This is a genomic window from Companilactobacillus futsaii JCM 17355 (assembly GCF_001435505.1).
In the GTDB taxonomy this organism is placed as follows: Bacteria; Bacillota; Bacilli; order Lactobacillales; family Lactobacillaceae; genus Companilactobacillus; species Companilactobacillus futsaii.
On record NZ_AZDO01000001.1, the window covers coordinates 1 to 25,761 of the forward strand.

28 protein-coding genes and 3 pseudogenes are annotated in these 25,761 nt (G+C 38.6%); 4 read left to right on the plus strand and 27 right to left on the minus strand.

Features of this window, described 5'->3' with window-relative positions; all coding sequences use genetic code 11:
- Positions 1 to 131, plus strand: a pseudogene (locus FC88_RS12735) (IS30 family transposase); the annotation flags it as partial.
- 21 nt (positions 132 to 152) lie between these two features.
- Here the strand turns inward: FC88_RS12735 and FC88_RS00010 are convergent.
- From FC88_RS00010 to FC88_RS00030, 6 genes and pseudogenes are all read right to left on the minus strand, one after another.
- Positions 153 to 938 carry a tyrosine-protein phosphatase gene (locus FC88_RS00010; protein WP_057811767.1) on the minus strand — a complete coding sequence of 262 codons (786 nt, stop codon included), beginning with the start codon at positions 936 to 938 and terminating at the stop codon, positions 153 to 155.
- Positions 935 to 1,678 carry a CpsD/CapB family tyrosine-protein kinase gene (locus FC88_RS00015; protein ID WP_057811768.1) on the minus strand — a complete coding sequence of 248 codons (744 nt, stop codon included), beginning with the start codon at positions 1,676 to 1,678 and terminating at the stop codon, positions 935 to 937. Before FC88_RS00015 ends, FC88_RS00010 begins: the two co-directional genes overlap by 4 nt.
- Before the next feature lie 8 nt (positions 1,679 to 1,686).
- Complete coding sequence (locus FC88_RS00020) at positions 1,687 to 2,475, minus strand: YveK family protein (RefSeq protein ID WP_057811769.1); 789 nt, start codon at positions 2,473 to 2,475, stop codon at positions 1,687 to 1,689.
- 165 nt (positions 2,476 to 2,640) lie between these two features.
- A pseudogene (locus FC88_RS13230) lies at positions 2,641 to 2,760 on the minus strand (transposase); the annotation flags it as partial.
- A gap of 174 nt (positions 2,761 to 2,934) precedes the next feature.
- Positions 2,935 to 3,522: a recombinase family protein gene (locus FC88_RS00025; RefSeq protein WP_057811770.1), complete on the minus strand. Its 588-nt coding sequence runs from the start codon at positions 3,520 to 3,522 to the stop codon at positions 2,935 to 2,937.
- A gap of 138 nt (positions 3,523 to 3,660) precedes the next feature.
- On the minus strand, positions 3,661 to 4,854 hold the full coding sequence (locus tag FC88_RS00030) for an FRG domain-containing protein (RefSeq protein ID WP_057811771.1): 1,194 nt from the start codon (positions 4,852 to 4,854) through the stop codon (positions 3,661 to 3,663).
- Positions 4,855 to 5,154: 300 nt separating this feature from the next.
- Between FC88_RS00030 and FC88_RS00035 the strand changes: the two genes are divergently transcribed.
- The gene (locus FC88_RS00035) at positions 5,155 to 5,229 is read left to right on the plus strand and encodes a putative holin-like toxin (RefSeq protein ID WP_235526879.1); all 75 of its coding nucleotides are present in this window, start codon (positions 5,155 to 5,157) and stop codon (positions 5,227 to 5,229) included.
- A 139-nt stretch (positions 5,230 to 5,368) separates the two neighbouring features.
- Here FC88_RS00035 and FC88_RS00040 read toward each other — a convergent pair whose 3' ends face one another.
- The 18 genes from FC88_RS00040 to mobQ all read right to left on the minus strand — a co-directional run bounded on the left by FC88_RS00040 (position 5,369) and on the right by mobQ (position 22,354).
- Positions 5,369 to 6,493 carry an ArdC-like ssDNA-binding domain-containing protein gene (locus FC88_RS00040; protein WP_057811773.1) on the minus strand — a complete coding sequence of 375 codons (1,125 nt, stop codon included), beginning with the start codon at positions 6,491 to 6,493 and terminating at the stop codon, positions 5,369 to 5,371.
- 3 nt (positions 6,494 to 6,496) lie between these two features.
- Positions 6,497 to 6,712: a hypothetical protein gene (locus FC88_RS00045; protein ID WP_057138764.1), complete on the minus strand. Its 216-nt coding sequence runs from the start codon at positions 6,710 to 6,712 to the stop codon at positions 6,497 to 6,499.
- A gap of 122 nt (positions 6,713 to 6,834) precedes the next feature.
- Positions 6,835 to 8,973 (minus strand): type IA DNA topoisomerase, encoded by a 2,139-nt coding sequence (locus tag FC88_RS00050; protein WP_057811774.1) that lies wholly within the window; start codon positions 8,971 to 8,973, stop codon positions 6,835 to 6,837.
- 16 nt (positions 8,974 to 8,989) lie between these two features.
- The gene (locus tag FC88_RS00055) at positions 8,990 to 9,859 is read right to left on the minus strand and encodes a conjugal transfer protein TrbL family protein (protein WP_057811775.1); all 870 of its coding nucleotides are present in this window, start codon (positions 9,857 to 9,859) and stop codon (positions 8,990 to 8,992) included.
- Between the two features lie 12 nt (positions 9,860 to 9,871).
- Complete coding sequence (locus tag FC88_RS00060; protein WP_057811776.1) at positions 9,872 to 10,285, minus strand: hypothetical protein; 414 nt, start codon at positions 10,283 to 10,285, stop codon at positions 9,872 to 9,874.
- A gap of 12 nt (positions 10,286 to 10,297) precedes the next feature.
- Positions 10,298 to 11,842: a VirD4-like conjugal transfer protein, CD1115 family gene (locus tag FC88_RS00065; protein WP_057811777.1), complete on the minus strand. Its 1,545-nt coding sequence runs from the start codon at positions 11,840 to 11,842 to the stop codon at positions 10,298 to 10,300.
- Positions 11,839 to 12,297 (minus strand): hypothetical protein, encoded by a 459-nt coding sequence (locus tag FC88_RS00070; RefSeq protein ID WP_057811778.1) that lies wholly within the window; start codon positions 12,295 to 12,297, stop codon positions 11,839 to 11,841. The genes FC88_RS00065 and FC88_RS00070 overlap by 4 nt, the downstream gene beginning before the upstream one ends.
- Positions 12,298 to 12,609, minus strand: coding sequence for a thioredoxin domain-containing protein (locus FC88_RS00075; protein ID WP_057811790.1), 312 nt, complete (start codon positions 12,607 to 12,609; stop codon positions 12,298 to 12,300).
- A 40-nt stretch (positions 12,610 to 12,649) separates the two neighbouring features.
- The gene (locus FC88_RS00080; RefSeq protein WP_057811779.1) at positions 12,650 to 13,267 is read right to left on the minus strand and encodes a hypothetical protein; all 618 of its coding nucleotides are present in this window, start codon (positions 13,265 to 13,267) and stop codon (positions 12,650 to 12,652) included.
- 14 nt (positions 13,268 to 13,281) lie between these two features.
- A complete protein-coding gene (locus FC88_RS00085; protein WP_057811780.1) occupies positions 13,282 to 14,451 on the minus strand; it encodes a phage tail tip lysozyme in 1,170 nt (389 codons plus the stop codon).
- Between the two features lies 1 nt (position 14,452).
- Positions 14,453 to 15,871 carry a type VII secretion protein EssB/YukC gene (locus tag FC88_RS00090; RefSeq protein WP_057811781.1) on the minus strand — a complete coding sequence of 473 codons (1,419 nt, stop codon included), beginning with the start codon at positions 15,869 to 15,871 and terminating at the stop codon, positions 14,453 to 14,455.
- Complete coding sequence (locus tag FC88_RS00095) at positions 15,864 to 17,879, minus strand: VirB4 family type IV secretion system protein (RefSeq protein ID WP_057811782.1); 2,016 nt, start codon at positions 17,877 to 17,879, stop codon at positions 15,864 to 15,866. The genes FC88_RS00090 and FC88_RS00095 overlap by 8 nt, the downstream gene beginning before the upstream one ends.
- Before the next feature lie 11 nt (positions 17,880 to 17,890).
- The gene (gene trsD, locus FC88_RS00100) at positions 17,891 to 18,550 is read right to left on the minus strand and encodes a TrsD/TraD family conjugative transfer protein (protein ID WP_057811783.1); all 660 of its coding nucleotides are present in this window, start codon (positions 18,548 to 18,550) and stop codon (positions 17,891 to 17,893) included.
- Positions 18,519 to 18,881 carry a hypothetical protein gene (locus tag FC88_RS00105; protein WP_014216295.1) on the minus strand — a complete coding sequence of 121 codons (363 nt, stop codon included), beginning with the start codon at positions 18,879 to 18,881 and terminating at the stop codon, positions 18,519 to 18,521. The genes trsD and FC88_RS00105 overlap by 32 nt, the downstream gene beginning before the upstream one ends.
- A gap of 20 nt (positions 18,882 to 18,901) precedes the next feature.
- On the minus strand, positions 18,902 to 19,240 hold the full coding sequence (locus FC88_RS00110; protein ID WP_057811784.1) for a CagC family type IV secretion system protein: 339 nt from the start codon (positions 19,238 to 19,240) through the stop codon (positions 18,902 to 18,904).
- A 1-nt stretch (position 19,241) separates the two neighbouring features.
- Entirely contained in the window at positions 19,242 to 19,856 is a 615-nt protein-coding gene (locus FC88_RS00115) for a hypothetical protein (RefSeq protein ID WP_057811785.1), read from the minus strand.
- 39 nt (positions 19,857 to 19,895) lie between these two features.
- Positions 19,896 to 20,189: a hypothetical protein gene (locus tag FC88_RS00120; RefSeq protein ID WP_054519299.1), complete on the minus strand. Its 294-nt coding sequence runs from the start codon at positions 20,187 to 20,189 to the stop codon at positions 19,896 to 19,898.
- A 107-nt stretch (positions 20,190 to 20,296) separates the two neighbouring features.
- The gene (gene mobQ / locus FC88_RS00125; protein WP_057811786.1) at positions 20,297 to 22,354 is read right to left on the minus strand and encodes a MobQ family relaxase; all 2,058 of its coding nucleotides are present in this window, start codon (positions 22,352 to 22,354) and stop codon (positions 20,297 to 20,299) included.
- A 270-nt stretch (positions 22,355 to 22,624) separates the two neighbouring features.
- On the opposite strand from mobQ, the gene FC88_RS00130 reads away from it, so the two are divergent.
- Complete coding sequence (locus tag FC88_RS00130; protein WP_057811787.1) at positions 22,625 to 22,834, plus strand: hypothetical protein; 210 nt, start codon at positions 22,625 to 22,627, stop codon at positions 22,832 to 22,834.
- A gap of 19 nt (positions 22,835 to 22,853) precedes the next feature.
- The gene (locus tag FC88_RS00135) at positions 22,854 to 23,132 is read left to right on the plus strand and encodes a hypothetical protein (RefSeq protein ID WP_057811788.1); all 279 of its coding nucleotides are present in this window, start codon (positions 22,854 to 22,856) and stop codon (positions 23,130 to 23,132) included.
- A 138-nt stretch (positions 23,133 to 23,270) separates the two neighbouring features.
- Here FC88_RS00135 and FC88_RS00140 read toward each other — a convergent pair.
- The 3 genes and pseudogenes from FC88_RS00140 to FC88_RS00145 form a co-directional block, all read right to left on the minus strand.
- A pseudogene (locus FC88_RS00140) lies at positions 23,271 to 23,987 on the minus strand (filamentation induced by cAMP protein fic).
- A 50-nt stretch (positions 23,988 to 24,037) separates the two neighbouring features.
- Positions 24,038 to 24,193: a hypothetical protein gene (locus tag FC88_RS12740; protein ID WP_235526880.1), complete on the minus strand. Its 156-nt coding sequence runs from the start codon at positions 24,191 to 24,193 to the stop codon at positions 24,038 to 24,040.
- Positions 24,194 to 24,384: 191 nt separating this feature from the next.
- Positions 24,385 to 25,494, minus strand: coding sequence for a replication initiator protein A (locus tag FC88_RS00145; protein WP_057811789.1), 1,110 nt, complete (start codon positions 25,492 to 25,494; stop codon positions 24,385 to 24,387).
- Between the last annotated feature and the right edge of the window lie 267 nt (positions 25,495 to 25,761).

Genomic DNA, 25,761 nt, shown 5'->3' on the forward strand with positions numbered 1-25,761 from the left:
GTTTTGAGCACATTAGTGCTCAAGATTTAACGACGACGTTACTCCAAATTAACCAGAGACCGCTTAAAATACTTGACTGGAAAACACCGTATCAGGTTATGCTGACCAATTTGTCCAAAAATTCGGATTAAATTTGCAATCTACCTTTTATACTAAAATAACCAGAATTTTTTCTTCTTCTTAGGTAGTGATGAAATCTTAACAAAGTCTGTATCACCAACATCATCACCATTGATAATATTTCTTGCATTAAGATTAAATAATTGAGCTTTGCGAAGTCCCTCTTCTTTTTCTAACTTCTCAAAGGCTTCTTTCATTAAATAACTACGTCCCTTAAAATTATGGGCATCCGATGAAAAAATAAATCCTAAATTGGCTTTAATAATTTCTTCAGTAAGTGTTTGGACCTTCTTACCAAAAACACCAAGATAACTACTACTTGTCAATTGTGTTAAACATCCCATTTTAACGAAATTATATAATTTATCAGGATCTTCCTGAATTCCATGATTACGCTCTGGATGGGCAATAACCGGCGTTATACCACGGGTAGTTAAATCAAAAATCATATCCGCTGTATACTCAGGAATACCATCATGTGGCATCTCTAACAATATATAACGATTAGTTTCATCCATGAACAGAATATCATCTTTAGCAATGGCATCCATTAGTTCCCCTGTTAGATGAACTTCTTGACTAGCAAACACACTCAACGGTATTCCCGCATTATCTAAAGCTTTTTGAAATTCATTAGTCTTTCTGATCACATCCTGTTTGTGATTAGTGTATTCCCCATCCATGTGGTGAGGAGTTACCAGACTATTGGTAATTCCTTGATCTACAGCTGCCTTAGCCAAATCTAATGACATCTGCATATCTTTGGAACCATCATCAACACCTGGCAATATGTGGCAATGCAAATCAATTAATTTCATTTCTCTTTCTCAGCTCCATAGTATCCGCCATAATAACCACCATAATAGCCTTGTGACTTTTCTTTTGTGACACGATTCATAATTACCCCCAAAATATTAGCATGAACTGTATCTAATAATTGTTTAGCATGTGCAACCCCAGCTTTTTCAGCAATTCCTTGAGGCACAACCATTACGACACCATCTACTTGAGTAGCAAGTATTTGAGCATCAGTAACTGAGTTTGCGGGAGGGGTATCCATGATCAATAACCCAAACTTATCCTCAAGACGAGTAATCAAATCTTTTGTTCTCATACTACCAAGAAGCTCTGAGGGATTTGGAGGAATCGGCCCACTAGTAATAACGAATAAATTTTTAACCATTGTTGGTTGAACGACATCCTCCAATGAAGCATTTCCCAATAAGTAACTTGAAAGTCCGACCCTATTACTTACATTAAAAGTTTTATGAATTGTCGGACGACGAAGATCGGCATCAACTAACACAACCGTTTCACCTTGTTTAGCCCAAGTTACTGCAACATTATTACTTACTGTAGACTTACCTTCAGATGGAGCAGATGAAGTGAATAAAATTGAATTTAATTTTTTATCTACAGATGAGAATTGAATATTAGTTCTGATAGTATTAAATTGCTCTGAAATCGTACTGGTAGGGTCATCATAAGTAACCAAACCAACACCATTTTTCCAACTATAATTCTCTAACTTTGTAGTTTTCTTCTTAAATAATGCCATTTTATTCCCTAGACCCTTCTATTATTTCTTGATGATTTATTAATACTCAACTTAGATTGAACTTTGTTATGTTCAACGACTTGTTCAGCAGCTCTTTCAATGTCTTTTTGATCAATTTCACTAACTGTGCCTAAACTAGTTAGCCCTAAATTATCTGTTAAGAAATTCTGCGTTGTAACTGTTCTATCAGTTATTTCACGAACAAATGCTAACGCAATTCCTAAAATTGCACCTATAACTATTCCAGCTATAACATTCAAAGTCTTTCTAGGACTAACCGGTTTAGTATTAGCCGTAGCTTCGGATACAATTGAAACATTATTAACACTCATAATTTTTACAACTTTTTTCTTGAAAACCTTAGCTGTCATATTGGCAATTGCTGCCGCTGTGCCAGCATCTGTAGATTTAGCTGTTACTGAAAACACTTGAGAATTTTGAGAATTACTAATCGATAGTGATCCTTTCAATGCTCCCATAGAACCTGGATAACCAGGATAGCTGCTAACTTTCTTATTAACATCTTTTAAAACAGTAGGACTAGTAATAATATCCTTATAAGTACTGATCATCTGAACATCAGCCTGAACCTGCTGGAACTGTGCCGACTGCATGTCCTCTGATAATTTACGATTGACCAAAATTTGTGTAGTAGCGCTATATTTTGGTGTCATAACGAAAAAGGTAACAAAAATCGTTGCCAAAGTAACAACAATAGTTGTCCCGAAAATTGCTTTTATATGTTTGCGTAAGATGCCTACGATCTGCATCATACTAATATTTTGTTCTGATTCCACTTCGTCCTCCGAATATATACAATATAATGTTATTTATATACATAAAAACCCCAGTTTAATAAAGCATGTATAAAAAAGTATAGTATATTAACCCGTCCCAAACAATAACTCCTGACAAGGTAGATTGCAAATTTAATCCGAATTTTTGGACAAATTTGCAATCTACCATCTACCTACTTGTATTCGAGGCAAGTTACGTTTCTTTGAAAGAAGACTGATACTAATGTCACCTTGAAGATATTCACTAACGACTTCTGCTTTTAATTCTGAACTATATTTGACCATAGAAAAAGTGCTCCATAACTGTTAAATTTCTTGTCTAACAATTATGGAGCACTTTAGTCAGGGTGTCATTCTTGTATGACATCTCGTCGATGGTTTAATAAACACGGAATCAGATTCCAAGAAAAAAACTTTAGTAAACACCCTCCAAAACTATAAGTAAAGAAAATAGGGTCCCTATTTTCTTTTAATACCGTATTTCACACGGTATCGAATAAAGGTCGTCCGTTTAATACCTGTATTTCGGGACACATCAATGTCACTCATGCCAGCTCGATAAAGCTTAAAAGCATGTTGCAAGCGGGGATCGTCTTGGGTGTATTGGGGTTTGCGCCCATGATATTTACCCTGCTGCTTAGCTAAGGCAATCCCTTGCTGCTGGCGCTCAATGATTCGCTTACGTTCACTTTCGGCCTGATACTTATAGAGTTCAATAATCAAGTTAGTCATCAGTTGACGTAAATTTGGGTCAGCAATCCCTGTCATGGACGGTAAATTCAACACATCTAGGGTGGCACCCTTATTTTGGATGGAGTTCATGACCTTAGTCAAATCATGGTTGTTTCTGCCTAAGCGATCTAATTCAGTGACCATTACAATATCACCCTCACGAATATAGGCTAGCATTTTTTGCAGTTCTGGCCGATTAGTGTTAGCCCCACTTAATTTATCCGTAAATAATTTATCAACGTCTTTTAAAGCCACTAACTGTCGATCTAAATGTTGCTCCTTGGAACTCACACGCGCATAACCGATTTTAGCCATTTCCAATTCTCCTTTTGGACAGTTCTAATGAACACTTGTAATTCCTAGTATAGCACAGAAATAAAAAAGGCCAATAGGGTATACCCTAGTGGCCACACACTTAACTCATTTAATGAATTTTACTGTAGCAATTTAGATTTAATAATACTTTAAAATTTCATGTGCAATATGTGATGGATCTGGATAAATGAAGCTTTCCGTAATCCCCATACTTTCTAGCTCTGCTCTTATTGACTCTTTTTTTTCATATGGGATTACAAACGTCACTGGTTGTTGATTTTCAGGGCTAGAATTTTCAGGACTAGAAAGAAGCCTTAGAATATTTATTCTGGTTTGAGTACGTTTTTGAATCTCGTTGGAGTCAAGAAGTACCGATGATCCATCTTCTCTAAAACCATTGTTATCGACAAAAGGGACAAACATGAATAATCCCCGTTGATTCTTAATACGTTGATCAATAATCCTTGGGGTAACTATTTTGGGGACAAATAATTCTAAAGGATTTATTTTTGCTTCAAAGTCTCCGATGTCCTTTTTTATCTCATGATACAGCCTTTTGGTTGATGACATTTTATTGAAAAATTCATAAGTTTCTAAAAGATTGTTTTGGTCACGTGGGTTTTCAGAACTGTTTACTATATCGGCATATAGATTGGACCAATATGTTTGAGGTTTTGCGTCAACGCTATTTAAGGTTTTGTAAAAATCGTTAACTTCATTCAACACAAGGTTTCTATCATCACCGTTTAGCCTAGCCAATGATGATTCAATTTCAATTTCATCACTAAATGGAGACTTTAGAAATTGACGGTTATTTCCCTTTATTGAAGTAAATTCTGAGAATATATTCTCAAAGTGATCATTAGCTAATGATTGATACAATGGCACTTGATCATAAAAATTTGTAAATGGGAAAATTTTTCCATCTATTAAGTCAGTATTTTTATTAGTATTTCCATCGCTTCTCTCTACAGCGAAATACAAAGCTACTAAGGGATTACTTGTTAAATCTAATAATCGGGTAGGTAGTTGATGATGTTGCATTAATGCCAAGCGATCAAAATTATTTTGGCAGTTACCAAATAATTCTGGATATTTAGTGATGAAGTCATTTATTAGCTTATCTTCATTCTTCAAATAATTTTCGTTACGAATTAGGCTAGGAAGGGTATTAGGAAAATTCTGGTTTTGGCCTCTATAATAAATGTTCATTTGTTTTTCTGAATTAAGCTGTTTCAGTTTTCTCTCTTGGGTCAAATGAAGCTTTCCCACTTTGTTAATATAATCACTCAAACTCGTAACTTGCTCTATAGCTTCTGTTGTATCACTCATAGTTTAGTCCCTTCTTATCTTGTTATTTTTATCAGTAACCATTACTTGGGTTTTAGTTCGTATTATCACTGTCCTTTATCACCTTTATCTGTCTTACATTAATAATATAGCAATCTCACCAGTTATTTGATTTTAGACGTGGATAAGCTGCTAGTCTGCCTGTATAATAGTATTTTGTAGAGAAGTTAAGGCGGTGGCTATTTCCGATCGGAGGTGGTGCTTATGGTGTTAAACCTTTAAAGCCCATTAATCCTAACGAAAGGAGTAGCCTAAGTGTCCGTTGCGGACGCTTTACAATTAATGCTGGCTTTCGGTACGTTTATCGTGGCCTTGATTGCATTAATTGTTGAGCTGATTAAAAAGCAAAAAAAATAACCGCCTTAGCTCTGGCAAGCTAGCGGTTATTTAATAACGTTAAATTATGCCACCGTCTTAAACGGCTCTACATGGGAAGTCCTGTTCACGCAGGGCTTCCTTTTTCTATTTCCATTATAGCATGCCCTTTAAAAACTGGCTAACGTTTTAGACTTTGATCAGGTGTGGAATCGGGTTGTTTGATTTCCGGATTCTTTTCAGCAAATGCTTTCAGCTGCTTTTGCGTTCGCTCACTGATTTCTTGGTGCACATCATTTAACTGATTTTTTAAATCTGATTTTTGTTGTGGATTAGTCGTTTGCTGAACTTGTTGTTGCAAGCCTCGATAGGACTTATTAAGATCATGGGCTGATAGCTTTTTTAGATCATGCTCAGGCTCTTTTTGGGCTTCTTGTAAGCCTAATTGTTTGGTTAACCCGTCACTAAGCTCAATCACCTTGTTACTAACTTGCTGAATTTCACTTAAAGCGCTATGGATCACGGCTTTATCTTTCGCCCAGGTAGCCACATAACCGAGTGAATAGTTACTGGTATCAACGCCAATGTTTTGCATGGCGACATATGCAACCGCTTCGGCCTGGGTTTCCTGATAGGCTCGTGGCCGATCTTTAAAGGCTGATTTTAAGCCGTGTAGCTGGCTATGCGCATATTCGTGGTATAACGTCTTTAGTTTCAAAGCATTGTCGGGCTCATCGCCACCAATGACGATTTCATTAGTGCTGGGTTGAAAATACCCCTTAGCCCCATTTAGCTTCGCTAAAGGCACTTCACTGACTTTAAGGTCGGTTTGCTGGTTTAAATAATCTTTGAACGCGTTATACAAGCTCGTTACATTCTGATGATCGGCTAAATTTTCTTTGACAAAATCCTTAGAACTTAACACTGGTTCACCGCTAGTTTGTGACACGTCAAAGACGGGTAGATAACGGTAACCGACAATGGCGCGTTCATCGGTGGTATCAAGTCGCTTTTGCTCGGCTGGTGTTAACTTCTTAATAATCGGGGCCGCAATCCGAATCGCTTTTGCGCCCCGGTTGACGGTGCGGTTAAAAGCCGTCTGCCATTGCTTAAAACCGGCGACTTGAGTAGCTTGAGGATTTTGCGCATAAATTAAATCAATGTTTCTGGCGCTATAATGATGGAATTTAGCCAAGGTATTGAGGTACTGTTTAAATCGGTCACTATCGGTTAATTTTAGGATTTGTTGTTCAGCCTGGGCGACTAATTGTGCTTTCCAGGCTTTAACATCTGCTTTACTCGGCATTGTCTACTCCTCCTCATCTTCAAAAATATCATTCAATATAGGGGCTACGTTGATTTGAACCGGGGTCGTGCCATAAAGGGCAACGTAGCCATCGGCTAATTTTTGCCAGGCCACTTGATAATAAGACCCATTTCCAGTAATTTCTTTTAAATACTTATAGGTTCCTTTAGTCTGCAAAACTGGTAATTCACTCCCAATGACTGCTAATTCGTTATCCATATTTATGATCTCCTTTTTTTGCTAATCTCACCCGTTGTTTAGGTTCACTTTTTGGTTTTTGAAAAGTAAACCTAAATGACGGGTTCACCAACCGGAACAACGTGAAGGGCGGTAGGCAGGTTCTAATCAAAATCAAAACTTAATTTATGGCCGTCAAGCTTTAACTTGGCGTCAAACGACTTCCCCTTTTTGCTCTTGAAACCCTTTAATTTGCTGGTTTCCCCTTTGGTGACCAGCGCCTTAATCGCTGTCTTACCAAGCGTCTTGCTACTCCATTTCTTAGGTAAGGTAAAATCTTCACCTTGCTTGGGCTTCACAATGTAAAACTTCTGTTTATTTAAAACGGTCGCTTGCGGTGTTTCTAAGAAAACTTCGGCGGCTTTTTGCGCTTGCTGTTGGTGATCGATTTGTTGCTTAATGGCTGCACTGCCAGTCAATTGCGTGGGAACATCAGCAATCAATTTTTCCACGAACTTTTTGATTTGGTTCAAAAAGTTATCCGGGGTGCGTTCTTCGGTACTGATTTGTTGTAACGCTTGCTCCCATTTTGCTGTCATCTCTGGGCTAGTTAACAAAGGTTCGAGTTCAACCGCTTTACATAAAGTAATTCCCGCTTCACTGACGTGGAGCTTGTTCTTTTCAGTAACCAAATAGCCGCGTTTTTTTAACACTTCCAGCACATTGGCCCGGGTCGCACTTGTCCCAATGCCTTGCACATCTTTGAGAATCGCCTGGGCTTCTTCATCATCAAGCGTTTTGCCGGCGGTCTTCATTGCCGTAATCAGGGTACCTTCGGTAAATGGCACGGGTGGGGTTGTTTCTTTTTGCGGCGTTTGCAGATTTGCTTTAACCTGATCGCCTTGGTGAACGAGCGGTAAGGTGGCTGCTTCTTGCTGGTCGGCTTTGTGATCATCAAATAAAGCTTGCCAGCCTTGCTTCGTTGGGACCTTACCGGTTGCTTTAAAATTGGCGTCACCAACTTGGGTAATAATGGTGGTTTCCTCGTACTCGTACGGATCAGCAAACATCGCTAACGTCGTTCTTAAAACCAAATCATAGACCTGTTGCTGTAATTTAGGTAAGGCAGCTAATTGATCTTTCGTCGGTACAACTTTAGTCATGATAATGGCGTAGTGTTCTTCAACCTTTTTTCCATTAACATAACGCTTATTTGGCGTGGTATTGGTTAAAGAGACTTGTGTAGAGACTAAACCCAGATACTTCGTCAGATTAGCCACTAAATACTCAAATTCTTCATCAGTGATATAAGCACAATCGGTTCGGGGATAGCTAAGGAATTTAGCTTCGTATAAACTCTGAATGGCCGCTAAGGTTTGGCTGGCACTGGCATGATACCGTTTATTCATCGCACTTTGCAGACTGGATAGCGAGAATAGTTGGGGACTGGCACTCTTTTTAGACTGCTTTTGCACGTCCTTGATTAAAACGCCCTGTGAGCCTTTCTGAACGTGTTTAGCTTGCATGAATGTCATTAGCCCTGTTTCATCTTTAAACCGCTGATAGGGGTCTAATTTTGCGACGAATTTTTGCTGATTGGCTAAAATTTCCGCATTTAGTTCAAAATAGGGTTCCGGCTTAAAGCTTTTGATTGCCTGGTCTCTTTGATAGACCATATACAAGGTTGGCGTCTGCACGCGACCAATTGAGTACACCCCACGCACCCCATTTTTCCTCAACAATAAAGTATATAAGGGACTACCATTCATACCGATCAACCAATCACTAATTTGCCGGGTTTGGGCTTCTTTATAAGCCAGATAGTCTTTGTGCCAATCACCAAGATTTTTGAATCCGGTAATAATCGCGTCTTTTTCCAAACTATTCAACCAAAGGCGCTTAATCGTTTTCGACTTAACATCAATATGCGCTTGGTTCATGATCGACCACGCGATATTTGACCCTTCTCGGTCGCTATCTGTGGCAACAATCACTGTATCTGCTTTCGTTAGTAAATCTTTGACGACTTTAAACTGCGTTTTCTTATCGGTTGGCACGATAAACTTGTATTTATCGGGGAAAATCGGTAAATTAGATAGCGCCCATTGCTTGTACTTTTGATCGTATTTTTCTGGTGTTGCTAATTCGACCAAATGGCCGAAGCCATACGTGATTACAGTATTTTGGGGCAAAACAGGGTCACTAACCGTATAGTAACCCTGTTTTTTTGTGCTTTTTTGAAATGCCTCAACGTATGACCTTGCTTGGCTCGGTTTTTCAGCTAAGATTACTGTGTTTGACATTTTAATGTTTCCCCCTTTACTGTCCTCTAAGCATGTTTCGTCCAATATTACCCATACCACGCATAACTGACCGTCCAGCACTTTTGGTAATCCCTGTTGAAGCCCAAAAGTCTTGAATTACATGTGGTGTGTGTAGTACTAACCAGCCAAAACCAATAGTTCCCATAAAGGCAACAAAGCTCCATTTTGAGCCAATATGTGTGAAACACCAAATTGATAAGGTTAGTGATAACACTTGGGACAACATGGAAACATTGTAATAGACTAATTTTTTCCACCAGGTTGAGCTATAATCAAAACTTTCACTGGCAATCGACATAGCAACAATCGGGATTGATAAGTTATAAAATGCCATATCTGCAAAGTAGATACACATTTTAAGGAAAAATGCTACGGTTACGATTGCAAAAAAGGCTAGAAATAGTATTTGCATAAATCCTGTAATTTTAATGCTTTTCGTGACTTGTGATGTTGAATAAACAGCGTCTGCGGAAAATTTACCACTCATATCAAACATGCCTTTTGCAAGTGGTAAGATGATTCTTGTTTGCAAAAATGCTTGTAAAAAGACCATGACCGGAATTGCAATTGCGGATCTAACAGCGTCTATAATAATGTTCGCCCACGTTACATCTGTACTTTCGTCCGCCTCGCCAATAAGTGTAATGATAATTCTTGCTAGGACAACCACGACAACCATTGATGTCGCAAAAGCAAGAAATATACCGTACCATGTATCAATGATTGGTAGAGATGTACTTAATTGGTCTAAAATTGCTTTTACACCTGATACAGCAAAGTTCATGATTGCTTTAAATACATCTTTCAACCAGTCGTTTATTTTATCTCCAATAATTGACCCAACAACAAAATTTTGTGAGTACATACGCTTTCCTCCTTACTTTGAGACTAAGTTGTTTTTATCTGTCATACCATACATTGCATTTTTAGCTGGTTGATTAGTTTTACCTTTATCCAAAATCAATGAGTAGCCACTATCTGTTTTTTTGATTTTGAAGTAATATTTACCGTCACTCCCTAAATCTTCGTGGTGTGTAAGTTTCAAATATTCAACATTACCTTGCTTTTTGATTGAGTATTTAAAATTCTCGGTCATTGGTTCTTTCCCTAAAATCATGGTGTTATCTTTTTTAAAATTAACGGTATTGCTTTCTTCTTGGCTTGTTAAAGTCCATTCTTGTGCTTGTAACTTTTCTGCGGTGGTTTTATGTCCAAATATAAAAGCAATACCTAGTAGGACTGCTAAAAATACTAGAACAATACTAGCAATTGTGATTTTCTTATTACTCATCAATATAGCCTCCTAAAAGTCCACATCTTCGTTTTCGTTTTGAACGCTTTCTTGTTGTTTCGTTGCCTGGTCTAATTCGTCTTGCATATCTTCTTCTTCTTCGGGTTTTACATCATTCTTTGCTCTTGTAGCTTTGGCTCTTGTAGCTTTGGCTTTTGCTAACTCCGCTTCCCACTTTTTGTTTGCTTCGTTAAACTTTGTAACCTGACTTTCTGAAGGTTCACTGGTGTAGTCGTTTTGTTTCAATTCAACTAAATGATCAGCACCAGGGAACAACTTAAATTGAAAAGCCTTTGTTGCTTTAATTGGTCGTTGATTTGAGAAAATTAATATACTTTGTGTATCTGGCATTCGCATGATCTCGTCAGGCGTCATGAGTGAACGGCTAGTATAGCTGTAACTATCACTTTTGCTGTGACTTTCTTCCTTGCTATGACTGGTACTCTCACTACCGGTTTCCACTTTTACGGTCGATTTACCTAACAAATCACTAAAGTATTTAGCGGTCACGTCATTAGCGGCATTCAAGCAAATTTTAACCGCATGATTACCTAAGATACTCTCGGCCTTATCCTTGCCATACAAAGCTTGGAGCTGGGTTAAGGTTTGACAAATGGTGGTGACGCCAATGCCGTACCCTCGACACGTCGCTAGGAACTCCTCATACTTGGGAAACTTCCCCAAATTGACAAATTCATCAAGGATAAAGTCTACTGGATTAGGTAATTTTGCTCCGTTATCGGACGCTAATTTGTATAATTCATCAAACAATTGTGAGAAAAACAGATTGATGAAGCTTTCATAAGTGTTATCCATGACGGGGATAATTACATATAGCACAACTTTGGCGTTGCCAATATCTTTTAAATCAAAATCTGAAAATCCTGTAAAGTCGGCAACTTCGGCGTCAACAAACTTGCTGACGGTTGCTAACAAGCTTTCAATGATACTGGCTTTCATCTCTCCTTTGGCTTTTTTGAAACCTAGTTCATAAGCTCGTCTAGCTGGATCAGTCATGTTTAAGTCTAAGAAAAGTGAATCTAGGGGGCTATCAGTTTCATCTTTGTCTGGTTCAACATCAAACTTTTGTAAAACGTTGGTAACTCCTGCTAAGTTGCGTTCTTTTGGCTCTCTGTGGTTCATTACAAATAAGATTAAGGCTTTCAGCAACTGACGTTGGGTACTGAACCACACATCTTTTTTGCCCTCGGCATTTTCACTTTGCACGATCTTTGTTGCCACGGTTTCAGCTTGAATATCTCGTTCGATATAATCAAACGGATTATATCGATCAGAATGTATCATGTTCGCAAAATTTACAACATGGACTTGATAGCCCTGAGCGACTTTAATACCTGCTGTCTTTTCGTAAAGTTCTCCCTTTGGGTCGGTTACGACAATACTGTTTTGTGTTTCGTTAAAAAGATTTGTAATAACAACCGATTGCGTTTTGTAAGAACCTGGACCCCCGACAACGAACACGTTTCGGTTGGGCTTGGTGCTGTTATTTTGGTAAATAATTTGCTTATCAACCATACCTAGAATTGTACCGTTCATTTCTGCTCCCCCTTATCCTGCAACTGCTTAATAACGTCTGTATTCAGGCTTTCATTAAACTGACTGCTTAAATCTTTGGAACTTATCGTAAAATATTGTGTTAATAAATCTTTTACGTTTCCCCATGTCGCACTACCATGGGTGTCCGTATCTGCTGTTTCCCACGCTTTGTGCTTGCTATTGCGTTTCAAAGCAAAATAAATGGTGTATAGGACCACAGCGATACTGACGATAATTAATACCGGGTTCTTTTGACCCAAATACAAGTTGTAATAGTGCCAGGGGTGCAAGGCTAATTGTTTTAATACGGTTGGCATATGATCCGCAAAAGTTAGCTTATAGTGCGACAAGGCCATGACTGATCCAGCTAAAATCTCCGCTAAATACAAGCCAATGATTAGCGTTAGTAGATATGGCCAGCTGACTTTAACGCTGTTTAATAATTTGTCTTTCATCTAATCACCTACTATCTGTTTAATCCTTTGTTGGTTGGTACCGGAGTATCGTTGCTTGCCATGGATCAAGGTTGGTACTGACGTTAATTGATATTTTTGAATGTAATGCCGATTCTGCGGTTGGTTCATGTTAATCAAGACGATGTTGTGATTGATTGCGTTGTGCCAATAAATCTGATGAAAAATTGACTGACAATCTGAACAATTGTCCCGATAGAAAAACAAAGTTTGCTTAGTATCTTTTGGTATCTGCACTATTTCTCGTCTTTTCTCAATCGTATTGATGTAGTTATGTCCGATAAAAATTACCATAATTGCTAATACCGCCAAGATAGCAAGTGTTTTGATAATTTTATTGAATGTCTGACGCTTCAAAGCTATCTCCTAAACTTTTGACCTTAGTCAACTGTTTGGCGGTCGTATCATAACTTAATTGATACAAAACAGTTTGTTTTTTAAAGTCGTTGCTACCTGTTTTACTTTCAAATGTGATGACGGCTAATCCGTCAATACTTTGGTCTTGCTTGGCTCGGGTATAAACCTTGGCTTGGTCTAGCTTTGAAGAAACGTTATTACTATCACCAAAATTTTGATTACTTGGGAAATATTGGTTATATAAATCATTTGAAATTAAACCTTTAATATGTTCCTTGCGGGTTTTGTATGAATCAGGTTCAAATGTAAACATATACTTTAAAAACTCGTTTGTGGTGTTGTTAAAGTCAATTTCTGCGGTACTTTTGTCTTTATTATTTTGGTAGGTCTTATAACTGTCAATTTGGGTGCTCAATAACTGCTTTTGTTGGTTGGTTTTAGTCAATTGCTGACTAACTTGTCGCTTCTGCTGTTGTAAGCGACTGATCTGTTGTTGCGCCTGCTTAACTTGGCTATGTTGATAGGCATTCGTTCCTAATGACATAATTAAGATCAAACTACCAAGTGCAATACTTAAAACCACGCTACGCTTCATTTGTTGGTTCCTCCTTACTTCTTGATTGGCCGGGCTAACGTTACATCGCTACCACTTAGTAAGCTATAAAAGGCGGTGCCAAAGGTGCTTTCGTTTACATGTCCTGTGGTATCTCCACCCTCTTCAATAATCTTTGTGTTTTTACCATGCCAATTTTCGGTAATAAAAGCGGTGTGTCCGTTATTTCCTGCACCCGCACCCTGATTGACAATGACAATATCGCCTGCTTTGGCGTCATTTTCACTAATTTGTTTCAAGTATTGGTGTGATCCTTTAGCGTCACTTGCCATTGTTCCAGTAAACCAGCCCATATTTGCGGGAACTTTGTAGCCTGCCTTGTTCAAGGTAAGCCAGATAAATCCTGAACAATCAGTTGTTCCTGATTTGTTAGGATTTTTTAAGTTAGTTCCTAAATCAGCGCTAGGGTGCGATTGCCCATACTTGAAATAACCTTTCATACTCTTGGCTGTTTTAATTATATTGCCGTCTGCCTTGCCTGTATCGGTATCACTAGCGCAATCTAGATTAGCGTTGGCTTCCTCATCTTGGCTAGCATTTTTTAAGCTATCCCCTGCAACTGGATCTTTTGTACCAATTACTGAATACCAGTGATCTGCAAAGGCATAACGCTTTGACAAAAACCATTGTTCAGGGTTTTTAGACATACCCTCGTAATCCATTAACCAGGCTTTGGTCGCTTTATGCACGTCCGTATATTTAAAAATCTGCTTGTTTGACGCATAGTAACTACTGTTCAATTCTTGGTCGAGATAATCCAACTGCACGCCGAGATTAGTCGCTGGTTTGCTTTCTTTGTGGGCTAAGTCATCCAACTTATCTTTACGGCCGCCTAACCACTGGGCTAAGCCCGTGGCCCCGGAACTGGAATTAACAGACTTGGGATCAAGGCGACTTTCTAGTTGTAAGACCCCCAAGATACCGGCGGCCGCTTGTGGGGTGGCACCATACTTTTGCTTCCAATGCTTAGCAATGTTTTTCGCATTTTCTTCCATACCTTTATCGTCTAAATTGGTAACTTGGCTTGATGTGGTATCATCTCCACAATTTTCTTCTAAATCTCCTGTTAATCCTGCAATTATCAATATAATTGCTATGAAAAAGCCTACGATGCCATATAATATGAATTTGATTTTTTTCTTTTGAAATTCATAGGCTAGTCCCATGTTAAGCACCTACTTTGTGCTTGGCCTGATCGACTTGTTTTTGTGCTGCTGATTGGTCACTCTGCGCATTCTTTAAGTCCGACTTAGCCGAATCCACCTTCTTATCTTTATCCTTATCTTTACTGCCATCAATCTTGTTGGCGTCATCTAACTTCTTTTGGGCGTCGCTAACTTCGTTCTTAGCGGCATTGAGACTTAACAGGGCTTTCAAATACTTAGCTTTAGGACTATTCACGCCGGCTAATTTGGTTTGGACGGTCTGGGCGTCTTGCGTATCATTATGGGCGAGGAAGGCTTGTCCCATTCTCAATAAAACATCAGCGTTCGTCGTAAAGGATAATTGGTTATTAAGCGTATTGGTATCGTAGTTAACGATGGCTTTTTCAAGTTTCAACTGGTCTTTTTGCTTGCTTGTCGCCTTAGTTGGCAATTCCCACTTGGCAACCTGCCCGCTATCCTTGTTGGCATAAGCCGTGTTGACAACCTTATTCAACTGGCTTGGGTCAACCTTTAAAGCTTGCTGGTACTGACCATGCTTTAAAAAGACACTGACTTGCTTAGTTAAAGGATAGCCGGCTCGTTGCATATCTTTTTGTGCTTCAGACCACTTATGATCATTTAAAGCGGTCTGAATTTGACCGCTATATTTTAATCGCATGACCTGGGCTTGGTTCTGGTTAGCTAAGCTTTGATACTTTCGTTCGTCACTTTTATGGACTAAGCCGACGGCCAAAACGGCTACAATCGCTACCCCGGCCACACTCAACCATAACCGTTGTTTGGTTTTCTGTTGGGCCGTTTCAACTGCCTGCCATTCGTGATAGCTCACAAAGTCGTCAATCCCATTAACCACTTCCGTTAACTCATTTAACGACGCAGCTTTAGCTACTTGTTGTAAATAGTCGTCCGGGTGTTTGGCCAAGGCTTCTTGGGGATTGCTTAGTAGCCGTTCATAGGGCGTCCCCGTCAAGCAAAACAGAATCAGTGCTTTGTATTTGGCTAAATTGCTATGATTGTCATCATAAGGCATGAGTTCATTGGCCCGGTAGGCGTACCAAACATGTTGCATTGGGTAATACCACAGGTTAGCTGGGTTCAACGCAACGTGATACTGGCTATCGTTAACCACATGTTGCGCCATGATTTCCTTGGCAATCGCTGACCGGATTGCTTTATTTTCATGTGGTAATTCCTTTAATGATCTGACTTTATCCGGCAAGTTATAAGTTAAAACAACCTTCTGGTCTTGCTCAACTACGTTAACCAACTGTAAGAAATTGGCATCAGCTTCCTTTAATTCGTTTAGCTCACTCAACTGGTCATATCGAAATTGATTGTGATTAAGCTCTAGGATCAACTTGTTTCCTTGCCGTTTGAATGTCCCAACCTCGATATTTAATAGTTGGTTTGATTTACTCATTTAAAGTCCCCCCTTCCTCTTCGGTGGTAGTTAAAGCGTCAATTTCACTGGGGGTTAAGACCACGCGCTTTTGATAATCCGGTTGCCCGGCTGTCTCACGGTTGTATTTCTCTTGGTAAGCTTCGGGGTCGATTAGTCGTAGTTCTTCTTCGGTCAATTCAACTTTCATAAAGGCGCGTTGGCTACCATAGATCATCAGGGCTTCGCCTTGTCTACGACGTTCTAGTAGCTTCTTTTCTTTATCCGAGAACGTCATACGCAATTTGGTAATCACATCATCAACGCCTTTACCGTCAAGGCCAAAGAATACTTTGGTGTAGGAATTCCCAATAATGGCTTCACCAATGTTCTGCCCAGTATCCGTTGTGCCTTCGATCACATCTTGAATTTGCTGTGTTCCGGCAATCGCTCCGGCATTGTACTTTCTAAACCGCTTGTATGCTTGGTGGAAAAAGGTGGCGGCCGCTTTGTGTAAAGTTAAAAAGTGAAATTCATCAACAAACAATTTCTTGCGGCTATGCCAATCTTTGGTTATTTCGTCCCACAAATACTGGAAGGTATTCAGATAAGCCGCTGATTGGACTTCCTGTTCACTTTGTAGGGGCTTTAAATCAAAGGAAATGATCTTCCCCTTTAGGTTGACGTTGGTGTGACCGTCAAATAAACTGTTAGAACCATGGGTATAACTGCCTAAAATATAGTAGAAATCTTTAACCCGATTAAATTTGTCTGTATCCTTATCAGCCAGTTTCTCCAATTCGTCATACACATTGGATAAGGTCGGCCACTGATCGTCTTTAATTTCTTTTAAGCGGCTATATTTCAAAATGCCACTGTTGACGTAAGCTTGTTTAACGACATCATCAAGGATTGCCAGCTCAACTTGGGTAATCCCGGTTTTAAGGACTTCAAAGAATCCCTTTAATCGCTGAATTTTATCTTTAACTAGTAAATCAAGGTTCGTGACCGCTTCATCAGCGCTGAGGATTTCTTCGGAAAAGATTTGTAGCGGATTAATTTTGTACTTTGCATTAGAAGTTAGGTGCAAGACTGCCCCACCTAGGGCTTCGACAATTTTGGTATATTCATTTTCTGGATCAATAATGTAGATTTGATAATCTTGAATGGCGTAGCGTAGGATTTTCTGAATCATATAGGTGGTTTTACCAACCCCGGAAGTCCCGATAATGACTTGGTTTTGGTTAAGCGTCTTATTGCGATCCAACATATCTACGGCAATTAAGCTGTTAGTATCTTTGTTGACACCCTCAATATCACTTCTCGGCTTTAAGTCCAAAATTTCGGCGTCATCAAAGGGAAACATACTGCTGGCAGCTTCGGTATTACTTTCTTTGTACGTGTAATCCCCCATGAGGTTCTCGTTAATTGGCATGGTTGACCAAAATGCTTGAAAGGTTGCTTTAACCGGTACTAGCGGTTTCATCTGTAGCTTAATCAACGTATTCTTAACGTTTTCGGTTAAGTCGTCTAGTTCTGCTAAACTGTTGGCCCGCAGATAAACCAGCATATGTTGGTAGACAAATGTGGTAGAATTATCAAGGTATTTATCTAGTTGCATGTTGGCTGAATCAATATAATTTTGCAGAATCTTCTTTTTATACGGGTCGAACGTATTGAGCTTCTGCGCTTCCTTATTTTGAATCGTCTTCTTGTAATAGGTAATCATTGAATTGTTACTGGCGCTGTCGATATATTGCACAATATCGATAACGCCTTTTTTGCGCTTTAACTCCGATAACCAGTTGCCATACACCCGTTTTGGATAATCAGCGATCGCTAACACCCGAATAAAATTCTCACCCGACTGGACGTAGGTGGGGTACTGTTCCCAGCTAAACGGGAATAGTGAATGCAAGCTATCGCGATCAATCAGCTTGGTAAAGTCTTCAACCTCCGGTTTTTGTTTATTAACCGCTGGTTCACTATTTTGCTGACTTTCTTTCTTGGTTGGCATGAACAAATCAATGACTTTATCACCAAAATTCATTTTGTTTCCCCCTATCCATTAAAATTGATCAAGTTCTTTAAGATCTCCTGGACTTCCTGACTGGTCAACACTTTGGCCGTCACATCAAAGTCTGTTAACGCATTTTCAATGTCTCGTTTAACCTGTTCGATCTTTTCGTCTAAATGAGTGACCGCTAGGTTTAAGCTCGTAACACTTTTGTCCTTAATTGGCACCTTAACGATTAGCAGATGTTGCTTAGTTGTCATGTTTTTGGATTCTTGGACTTTAGTAAAGTGATCCAAATAACTGGCTATGAGCTGGATTTTGAACTGTTGCTCGGGGTGATCTTTTTGTAAAGCGAGATACCGCCGTTTGAGACCATTGAGATAAGCTGTCATATTGACGGGAATTGTCGGCTCTAAGAACTGTAAGGTGTCATCAACCCCTTCACCTAACGTACTCATGAGAAAGACGCCATAGTCCTCAAAGACGTCTTGCTGTTCGGTTTCATTAAGTAGATCCAGGTTGATCCCACTAACTTCCAAAATACCAACGAGATTACCCGTTTTGGTAACTTCGTAATTACCATACATACCCACCACCAAGCTCATGTCATCAATGGTTTCTTTGCCACCATTGATTTTGGGCGGTTGGTAATCCCAATCTAGCCTGGCTGATTTATTGGCGGTTTTGTTCTTCTTCAAACGCATTTAGTTCACCTCGCTTCTTCGGTTTTAAATAAAACAGTTTCTGACCATTGGCATAGCGGCGTTTAAGCTTAAAGTTATCCCGCACTTTAATATTCTTCCGCGCCGCAACTGGCCGAATTGTTAAAATAGCCATGACAATCGTCATGGCTAAGACAACAATCACTATTTTTATCAGGACTAAGATCAGACCATAGGGTGGGATCGCAATAAAAATTAAGCCCACTAGTCCTGCCAGCGCCGCATAGCCAAAATCCTTCAAGGTGTAGTCTTTCCAGATCCCGTAATCTTTATCCACGTTTTCTGGGAAGATAAATTCTTTTCCTTTCTTCATTTGGCAGGCTCCTTTTTAAATTAAGTAAATAGGCTGTAAACCCAAGGTAATAGCCAGATAATCGCTGCCGCTAGGGCCACTAAACCAGCCACCCGACCAACCGCGTGATAAACCTCTGATTTCTCTCTTGGATCGTCTGCGTCAGGCATTCTTTTGATAATAATAAATAGTGCGACACAAATCCCAACTAAAACGACCAACCCAGTTAAAATACCTTGAATCGTCTTACCAGCGCTGGTTAGCTTGCTTTTAACTTCGCCACCGTCCGCCGCCAAAACAACCTGGGCGTTCATCAAGCCCAAATAAATCGCAGTAGCTCCAGTAGTTGATAGCGCTTTCGTTTTTCTGTATTTTGACATGTTATTCCTCCTTCCTATCGTCTTCTGATGTTCGTAATTGAATTTGTTCTGCCTGCGTTTCTTCTGGCTCACGCTGATAGAACTTGTTCAATTGTTCCTCGGCAATTTGCTGGCTTGGTAATGGATCGGTGGCTAATCTGACATGGCCATTTTCACTCGTGGCTAAGTAATACTCTTTTTCTGACTGGCCTAACTCTTGGGTCTCTAGGACATGCAAGTTATGTTCATAACGGCCTAAGGCGTTATCAACTTCTAAGCCATAGAAGCCTAAGAAGCCTTCCAAGAAACTCTCACCAAAAAAGGTCATTTCATTTTTGATTTGCTTATATTGATGAGTTGGCTTATTACTTACCAGCTTTTCGGCTTTTTGAGCATTGTCACTCTCATGTTTACGGTCAAACCAAGCACTGATTTTTATTGGATCGGTTTTGACCCTACTTTTGACTGACTTCTGAACTAACTTACTTCTAACTTCTGTGACTGGCTTACCGCTTCTTTGCATTTCGGTTTTTAACGCTTCGGGATTATCCAGTAGTTTTGAATCCTTAACAATAATTGCTTTGTCATTATCAACTACCAAATGTTCGTCCACATCTTGCCAGTTCTCTATCTTCATTGCGCCACCCCCTTTAAATGGTTATTAAGTATATCTAGCCTATCCATTCATACTCATGTAAAATGGTATGTTAGGGTGTTTTCCTAAAACGGTCATTTTTAGGAATTTATCCTCAATAGCACTAACCTTGCTTTTGAGGACGCCCTCTTTTTTTGTGTGTTCAGAAATCCATTGAATACCTTTATCATGAATGATTTTCTTACCTGAAATATCCATTAGCATTGGCTTGGGGAAATCATCATGACGCTTTATCCAATTACTCACATAGCGGTCATTTTTTCCTAAAATTCGGCTAGCCTCCGCTAATGTGTGCCACTCGTTGCTATTTTTCAAATGCTATCCCCCCTTTCTTTATTTGTATGAATAAATTATATCACAATAAATGGTTACGTTGTCACCATTTATTTTTTCTTTTTCATTACAACTATCTTACACCTAGCCTATCTATGGATTGTACCACTGTGGCGACTGTGCTTCTGATGTTGACGCTTCTTTTTATCCAGTTCGTATTCTAATTCTTTTTGTGCTTTCTTTTGTCTGTTAAGTTCGTGGTCTTGTCCATTCTCGTAAAGTAAGCTCATTAAGGTATCTGACAATAATTTGTTCATATAGTTTGCTGGGGTATTTTCGTTATAATTAACGGCTCGATAATCAGGCATGTTCTCTTTTCGGAAATCATCATTCTTTTGATTATGTTGCTTTACTGCCTGCTTAGCCTGTTCAAGTTGCTTAGCAGAAATCTTTTTATCTTGTCCTGCTTCCCCAATGAATAACTGTTGTGTCCCCCTATTCTTCAATACACGTAACAAATTAGCGTTTTGAATCTCATCAGATTTAACCTGTCCGCTTAGATAAGCAAGTCCCTGGGCATGTTCCTGGGTCGTGAATTGAACAGGCGGATTATTTCTCAACTGATCTAAATCACGCTTTTCTAGTGATTTAAGTTCAGGATTATAATAAACAACTGCTGTATATAGGCGTTCTTTTTCAGTCATTTTGACTTGATCAAGGCTCATATCAGGGAAAGTCTTACTTAATACGTTGTTATATTGCGTATCAACCACTTGTTTAGTCTCATTTATTGCTGAAAGTTCTTTGATATTCTTCTTTAAAACAGCTTGTTGTTTCTCATCAAAGTCACTTAACAGCGTACCCTTTGTACGCTTAATATCTGCTAGTTGGTAACCTTTATTAGCCAAAATATCACTAATAGTTTCCTTAGCTCGCTGTTCTTGTTTTTCAAGCATTAACCAACTAGCAAATGGGCGCTTTGTAAACGTCAGAACCTGTTGATTGATAATGTTTGTTCTTATCATGGCTAAACGGTCTTTTAGTTCATCTCCTGTAAATACCCTTCGTTCGCTGTCCGTCTCCTTAACTAACTCCCGTTTTTCTGCCATTGTTATTTGCTCAAAATCAACGTCAGGATAAAGTTTTGGAACGGTTCGATTAACGACTTTATCCAATAATTGATTGGCTTCTGATAGTGACTTTTCTTGTTGTGTAATTGTAACTAATTGTTTAGTCACATCTTCCCCTACTGTTTGCTTAATCATGGCACTATTTTTCCAATTAAACAGCATACGTTGTTTCTCATCTAGGTTCTCTAAGCTAACAAATGTTTTTAGTCGATTACTTAACTGTGCAACCAGTCGTTTTTCATTAAATGAATAATGGCGCTGTAAGGTTTGCATACGGCGTTCATTATGGATTTTTTCATTAGCATTTTTTGCTTCTGCTTTTGCTTGTCGTTGTTGCTTAACATTTTGATTAAATTCTTGGCGTTTTTCTTTCTGTGAATTGATACCCTCGTGTTGTGTTGCCACTTCATCAATTCCTTGTTCTTCATATGATTTTTCACTAATACGGTCTGGTAAATTTTTAGCTTCTAAAATTTGATTAACAGCGGTGGCCCAATTGTGACGCCATTCAGTTATTTTTTCTTTTTTATCCCAATCAGTTAGCCATATTTTTCTATTTCTTGCATACCCACTTTTTGTATATGTTTTATTCCCTTTTTCATCTAATATATATTCTTTTCTACTTTTAATTCCCCATGTTCCATCAGGATTAAATGGGCGATTGGTTAACATCACATGTGCATGCGGATTGTCTGGGTGATCGCGATGAATTGCTACGTCAGCTACCATACCTTGATCGACAAAATTTTCTTGCACATATTTTGTCAGTAATTCTTTCTGTTCGGATTCACTTAATTCTACCGGTAAAGCCACGTTAAATTCTTTTGCATACCGTGAGTTTGATTTACGATCTTTCTTCTCAACTTCATTCCATAATTTTTGCCTATCTTTTGCCCAATCAGGAGCATTTTTTGGTGTTAAAATAAATGCTTCTGGTTTAACATCTCTTGCATAATAATAGGTATTACCCTCTTTATCAGAAAACAACTTATCGCCACTGCGATAACTCGCACTAGCAACCGCACTACGCATTTTTCCTGCGCTTATATTTTGAAAACTCATATGGAAAATTGCCATGCTGTTGTCTCCTTTCTTTTAGGGTTTTGTTTTTGGTTTTTGTTGTCGCCATAGGCGACTTCTGATACAGGTTTAAGTGTTTTAGCACAACTCCAATTTATTTGGAGTGTAAGTGCGCATTGACCTCATTTCACTCGTCCTGCTGATTCCCCTAAATTTATTTATAGTGTATGCCTTCCGCTTCGCTATTTCAACTTCTATCCTTTGATTTAACGTTCTCTGTATGATATAGTGTCGGTGATTATTTTTAATACGATTGGAGGGATCATTATGTCTCAAAGTAACTTAGAAAAACAAGAAGCCAAATTAAAACAGCTTAATCAAAAGATTAAAGCTGAAAAAAATAAAATTGAACAAAATCTCGGTAAGCAAATCATTAGATCAGCCAATTTGGATTATGGGACACTTACTACTCCACAGATTAAAATGATTGCTAAAAAAGTTGCCGCCTTTTTAAATCAATCTCAAAATAACCGATAATAGTTAGGTGGTAATGACTATGCCTAATCAATATGAAAAACTAGTTGAGCAACAAGCGCGTTTAAAACAAAAAATTGAGCGAGAAGATTTTAAATTACGGCAATCTAAATACTACGAAAATCGGCAAGCCCGCAAAGCCCGTTCTCGCCGATTAATTCAAAAAGGAGCTTTGCTAGAAAAATACTTTCAAGCTGATAATCTCTCGGTTGAACAAACCGAAGAGCTTTTAAAAATATTTGCTGACTATGTTAACGCCCATAAACCGGATAAATTAAAAAACGATCAACCTAATAACTAGGCCGATCGTTTTTATTTTCAGGATTATTTTTTGGCCTAACTTCTAGATTTTTTTAGCAAAGTCTTTGAGATAGTTTTGGGTTCTTTTACTAATCTCGTCTTCAACTAGTTTAAGTTCTAATTTATCCGTTTTTTTTAGTTACTTGTACATCTGGTTTAATTCATTAGCACTTAATTTTTTTTTGCTCGAATTTGTAATCCTTGAATACCATTATCATATGTCCACTGTTTAATTTTAGTCATGTCATTAGTCTGATAATAATTGGCAATTAGTTCGTTCCATTGATTCCACTTATCTAATGGGATATTAATTAAACCAGCGCCACCGTCAATCATAATTTTATTGGCACTTAAAGTTGCCGTCCCAAAAGATTTGTTGGCGCATATTATGATACATGACAGTCAATGCTTTATCAGTAATCGTCATTCATGGATCAGCCAAGATTTTTTGTAAAAAGGATTGTTCTTGTTTTTCGTTAATTAAAGGCTGTTCAAAAAAGTCGTCACTACCTAAATCAGCTCCTCCTTTCCCTTGCCGTAATTCTCCCGGTACTAAGGCGTCTTCCGCTGCCACAATCTTGTTGATTTGTTTTTCCATGGTTAACGTTAAAGGGGAATTTTGAGCAGTGATATATTGCCACCCACGCTTTAAATTAACAATCGTCAAAACATCTTCAACAGGTACTCCTGCTACGCTCATACCGTCCATAATAGTTTGTGTTTGTGGCAAAGTGGTATTAACGCCTTCAAAACGAGCATTAGTATGCACTAACTTGGTAAAGTTTGCTCGGGCAAACCGTTGGTTTTCTGCAGCTGTGAATTTATACTTGTCCATATATGTTCGAGTTTTAGCCATATTTTGTGCCTCCTTTCTATTTCAGTCACTGATTATTTGACCTGTCCATGTTAAATCACAAAATGCTTTTCGTTGATAATTTGCTCTTGGCGCTTATCTAAGAGGTAAGTGTGTAACGCGTCAAACAGCTTGCGTTTATCAGGATCTGGATTATGAGCTGCTTGCTCCCAAATGTCTTGAATATCGACTGCCCATGGGTCGGCCAACAATTAATCAATTGTTTCGACTTCTTTGCTGGATTTGGTCATTTAAAAAGCTCCTTTCACATTTTCTTAGTTCAGTCATCGCCAATTTAGCCACTAAAGGTGCCTATTTTTGCTTCTAAGCGATTTTAAAGCGATTTTAATATAATTATGCATGTAGCACTTAAAATGGCTTAAATGAGCTAATATGACGTTTAATTCCAAGAACACTCGTTATCAATATTTTGTTCTTTAGGGTGTTTGGCCGCATATTCTCTAGCTGCTTGTTGGTTCCACCAAACACCAAATAGGTTTTGCATGGTGCCGTACAGGTAGTTCTCAACATTCTTGATATGTTTCTCATCGCTTCTTAGGGCATTAAAATAGCGTCTTAATGTTTTGGTCATCATTTTTTTTAAATCAGGGTCATCTAATAGAATCCATACGCCTAAATCCTTATGTTCTTTTTCAACAGCATACTTGGCGTTTAAGATAATGCCAATAAAGCGCCGCATTTGTTGCGGAGTTCGGCACCAGAAGCTAAGTAATTGCACGGCTTCGGGTTCTAAGAAAACCGGTAAGCCACTGTCTTCATCAGTTAAGAAGTCATTAGCATGATTTATGAGATCCTGGTTTTGTTTTTGAATTTCTGCTGATGAAAAATGGGCTGTGGAAAAGTCCAACTTTTGAGTATCTATATTGTATCTATTGGTATCTATGTTTTTAGAGTCTCTATATAGATTGCTTTCGATTTTCGAAATTCCGCTCGTAGCAAGGGATTGAGAGCTATTGTCAACAAAGTCATGCGGACTTTCGATTTTCGAAATTCCGCTCGTAGCAAGGGATTCAACGAAGTCATGCGGACTTTCGATTTTCGAAATTCCGCTCGTAGCAAGGGATTTAGGCGTTTCTTGTCCATATTCACCCCTTAAATAGACATCAGTAGCTTTCACATCGAGCTTGGAAAGGTATAAACGATTCGGTTCATTCTTTTTCGTTTTAGGATTAAATCCCATTTGAATTTGTTTTAATAGATTGGCTGTTTGTAATTCTTTTTTAATTTTAACGGCTTTTTCAGTAGCGCAGTTAAATAAGTCCTGTAATTCTTGAACGGTAAAAATAAAGTAAACATGATTATCTTCATCAACCCAGTGGTTGCGCAAAGAATACTCGAGCCGATCTTTCAGTACCATATAAGCCAATTTAGCGTCACTGCTTAAATGCTTGTATTGCTCGCCATACATTAATACCTTAGGGAACTGGAAAAATAAGGCTCCATATACGTTATCGGCTTCATAGTAATTGAAATTTGTTGATTTTGTCATAATAAAAACTCCCTTTCTTGACTGACACACGCTGTCTCAAAAGAGAGTTGCTAAAACATTTGATTTGCTTTAAAATACAAATCTGATATGCTCTAACTGAATTACAAAGCGAGCATTGGTTGTGATCGGCTTTGTAGTTTCACCAGCATGTGTCTGTTTGTAAGTTGCCCAGTCGGCAACTTTTTTAATTTCTAACAACAAAAAATGGACTAAATATGAAGTGCTCTAAAATTGTTAGACATAATCTAACAACTTTGGGAGCACTTT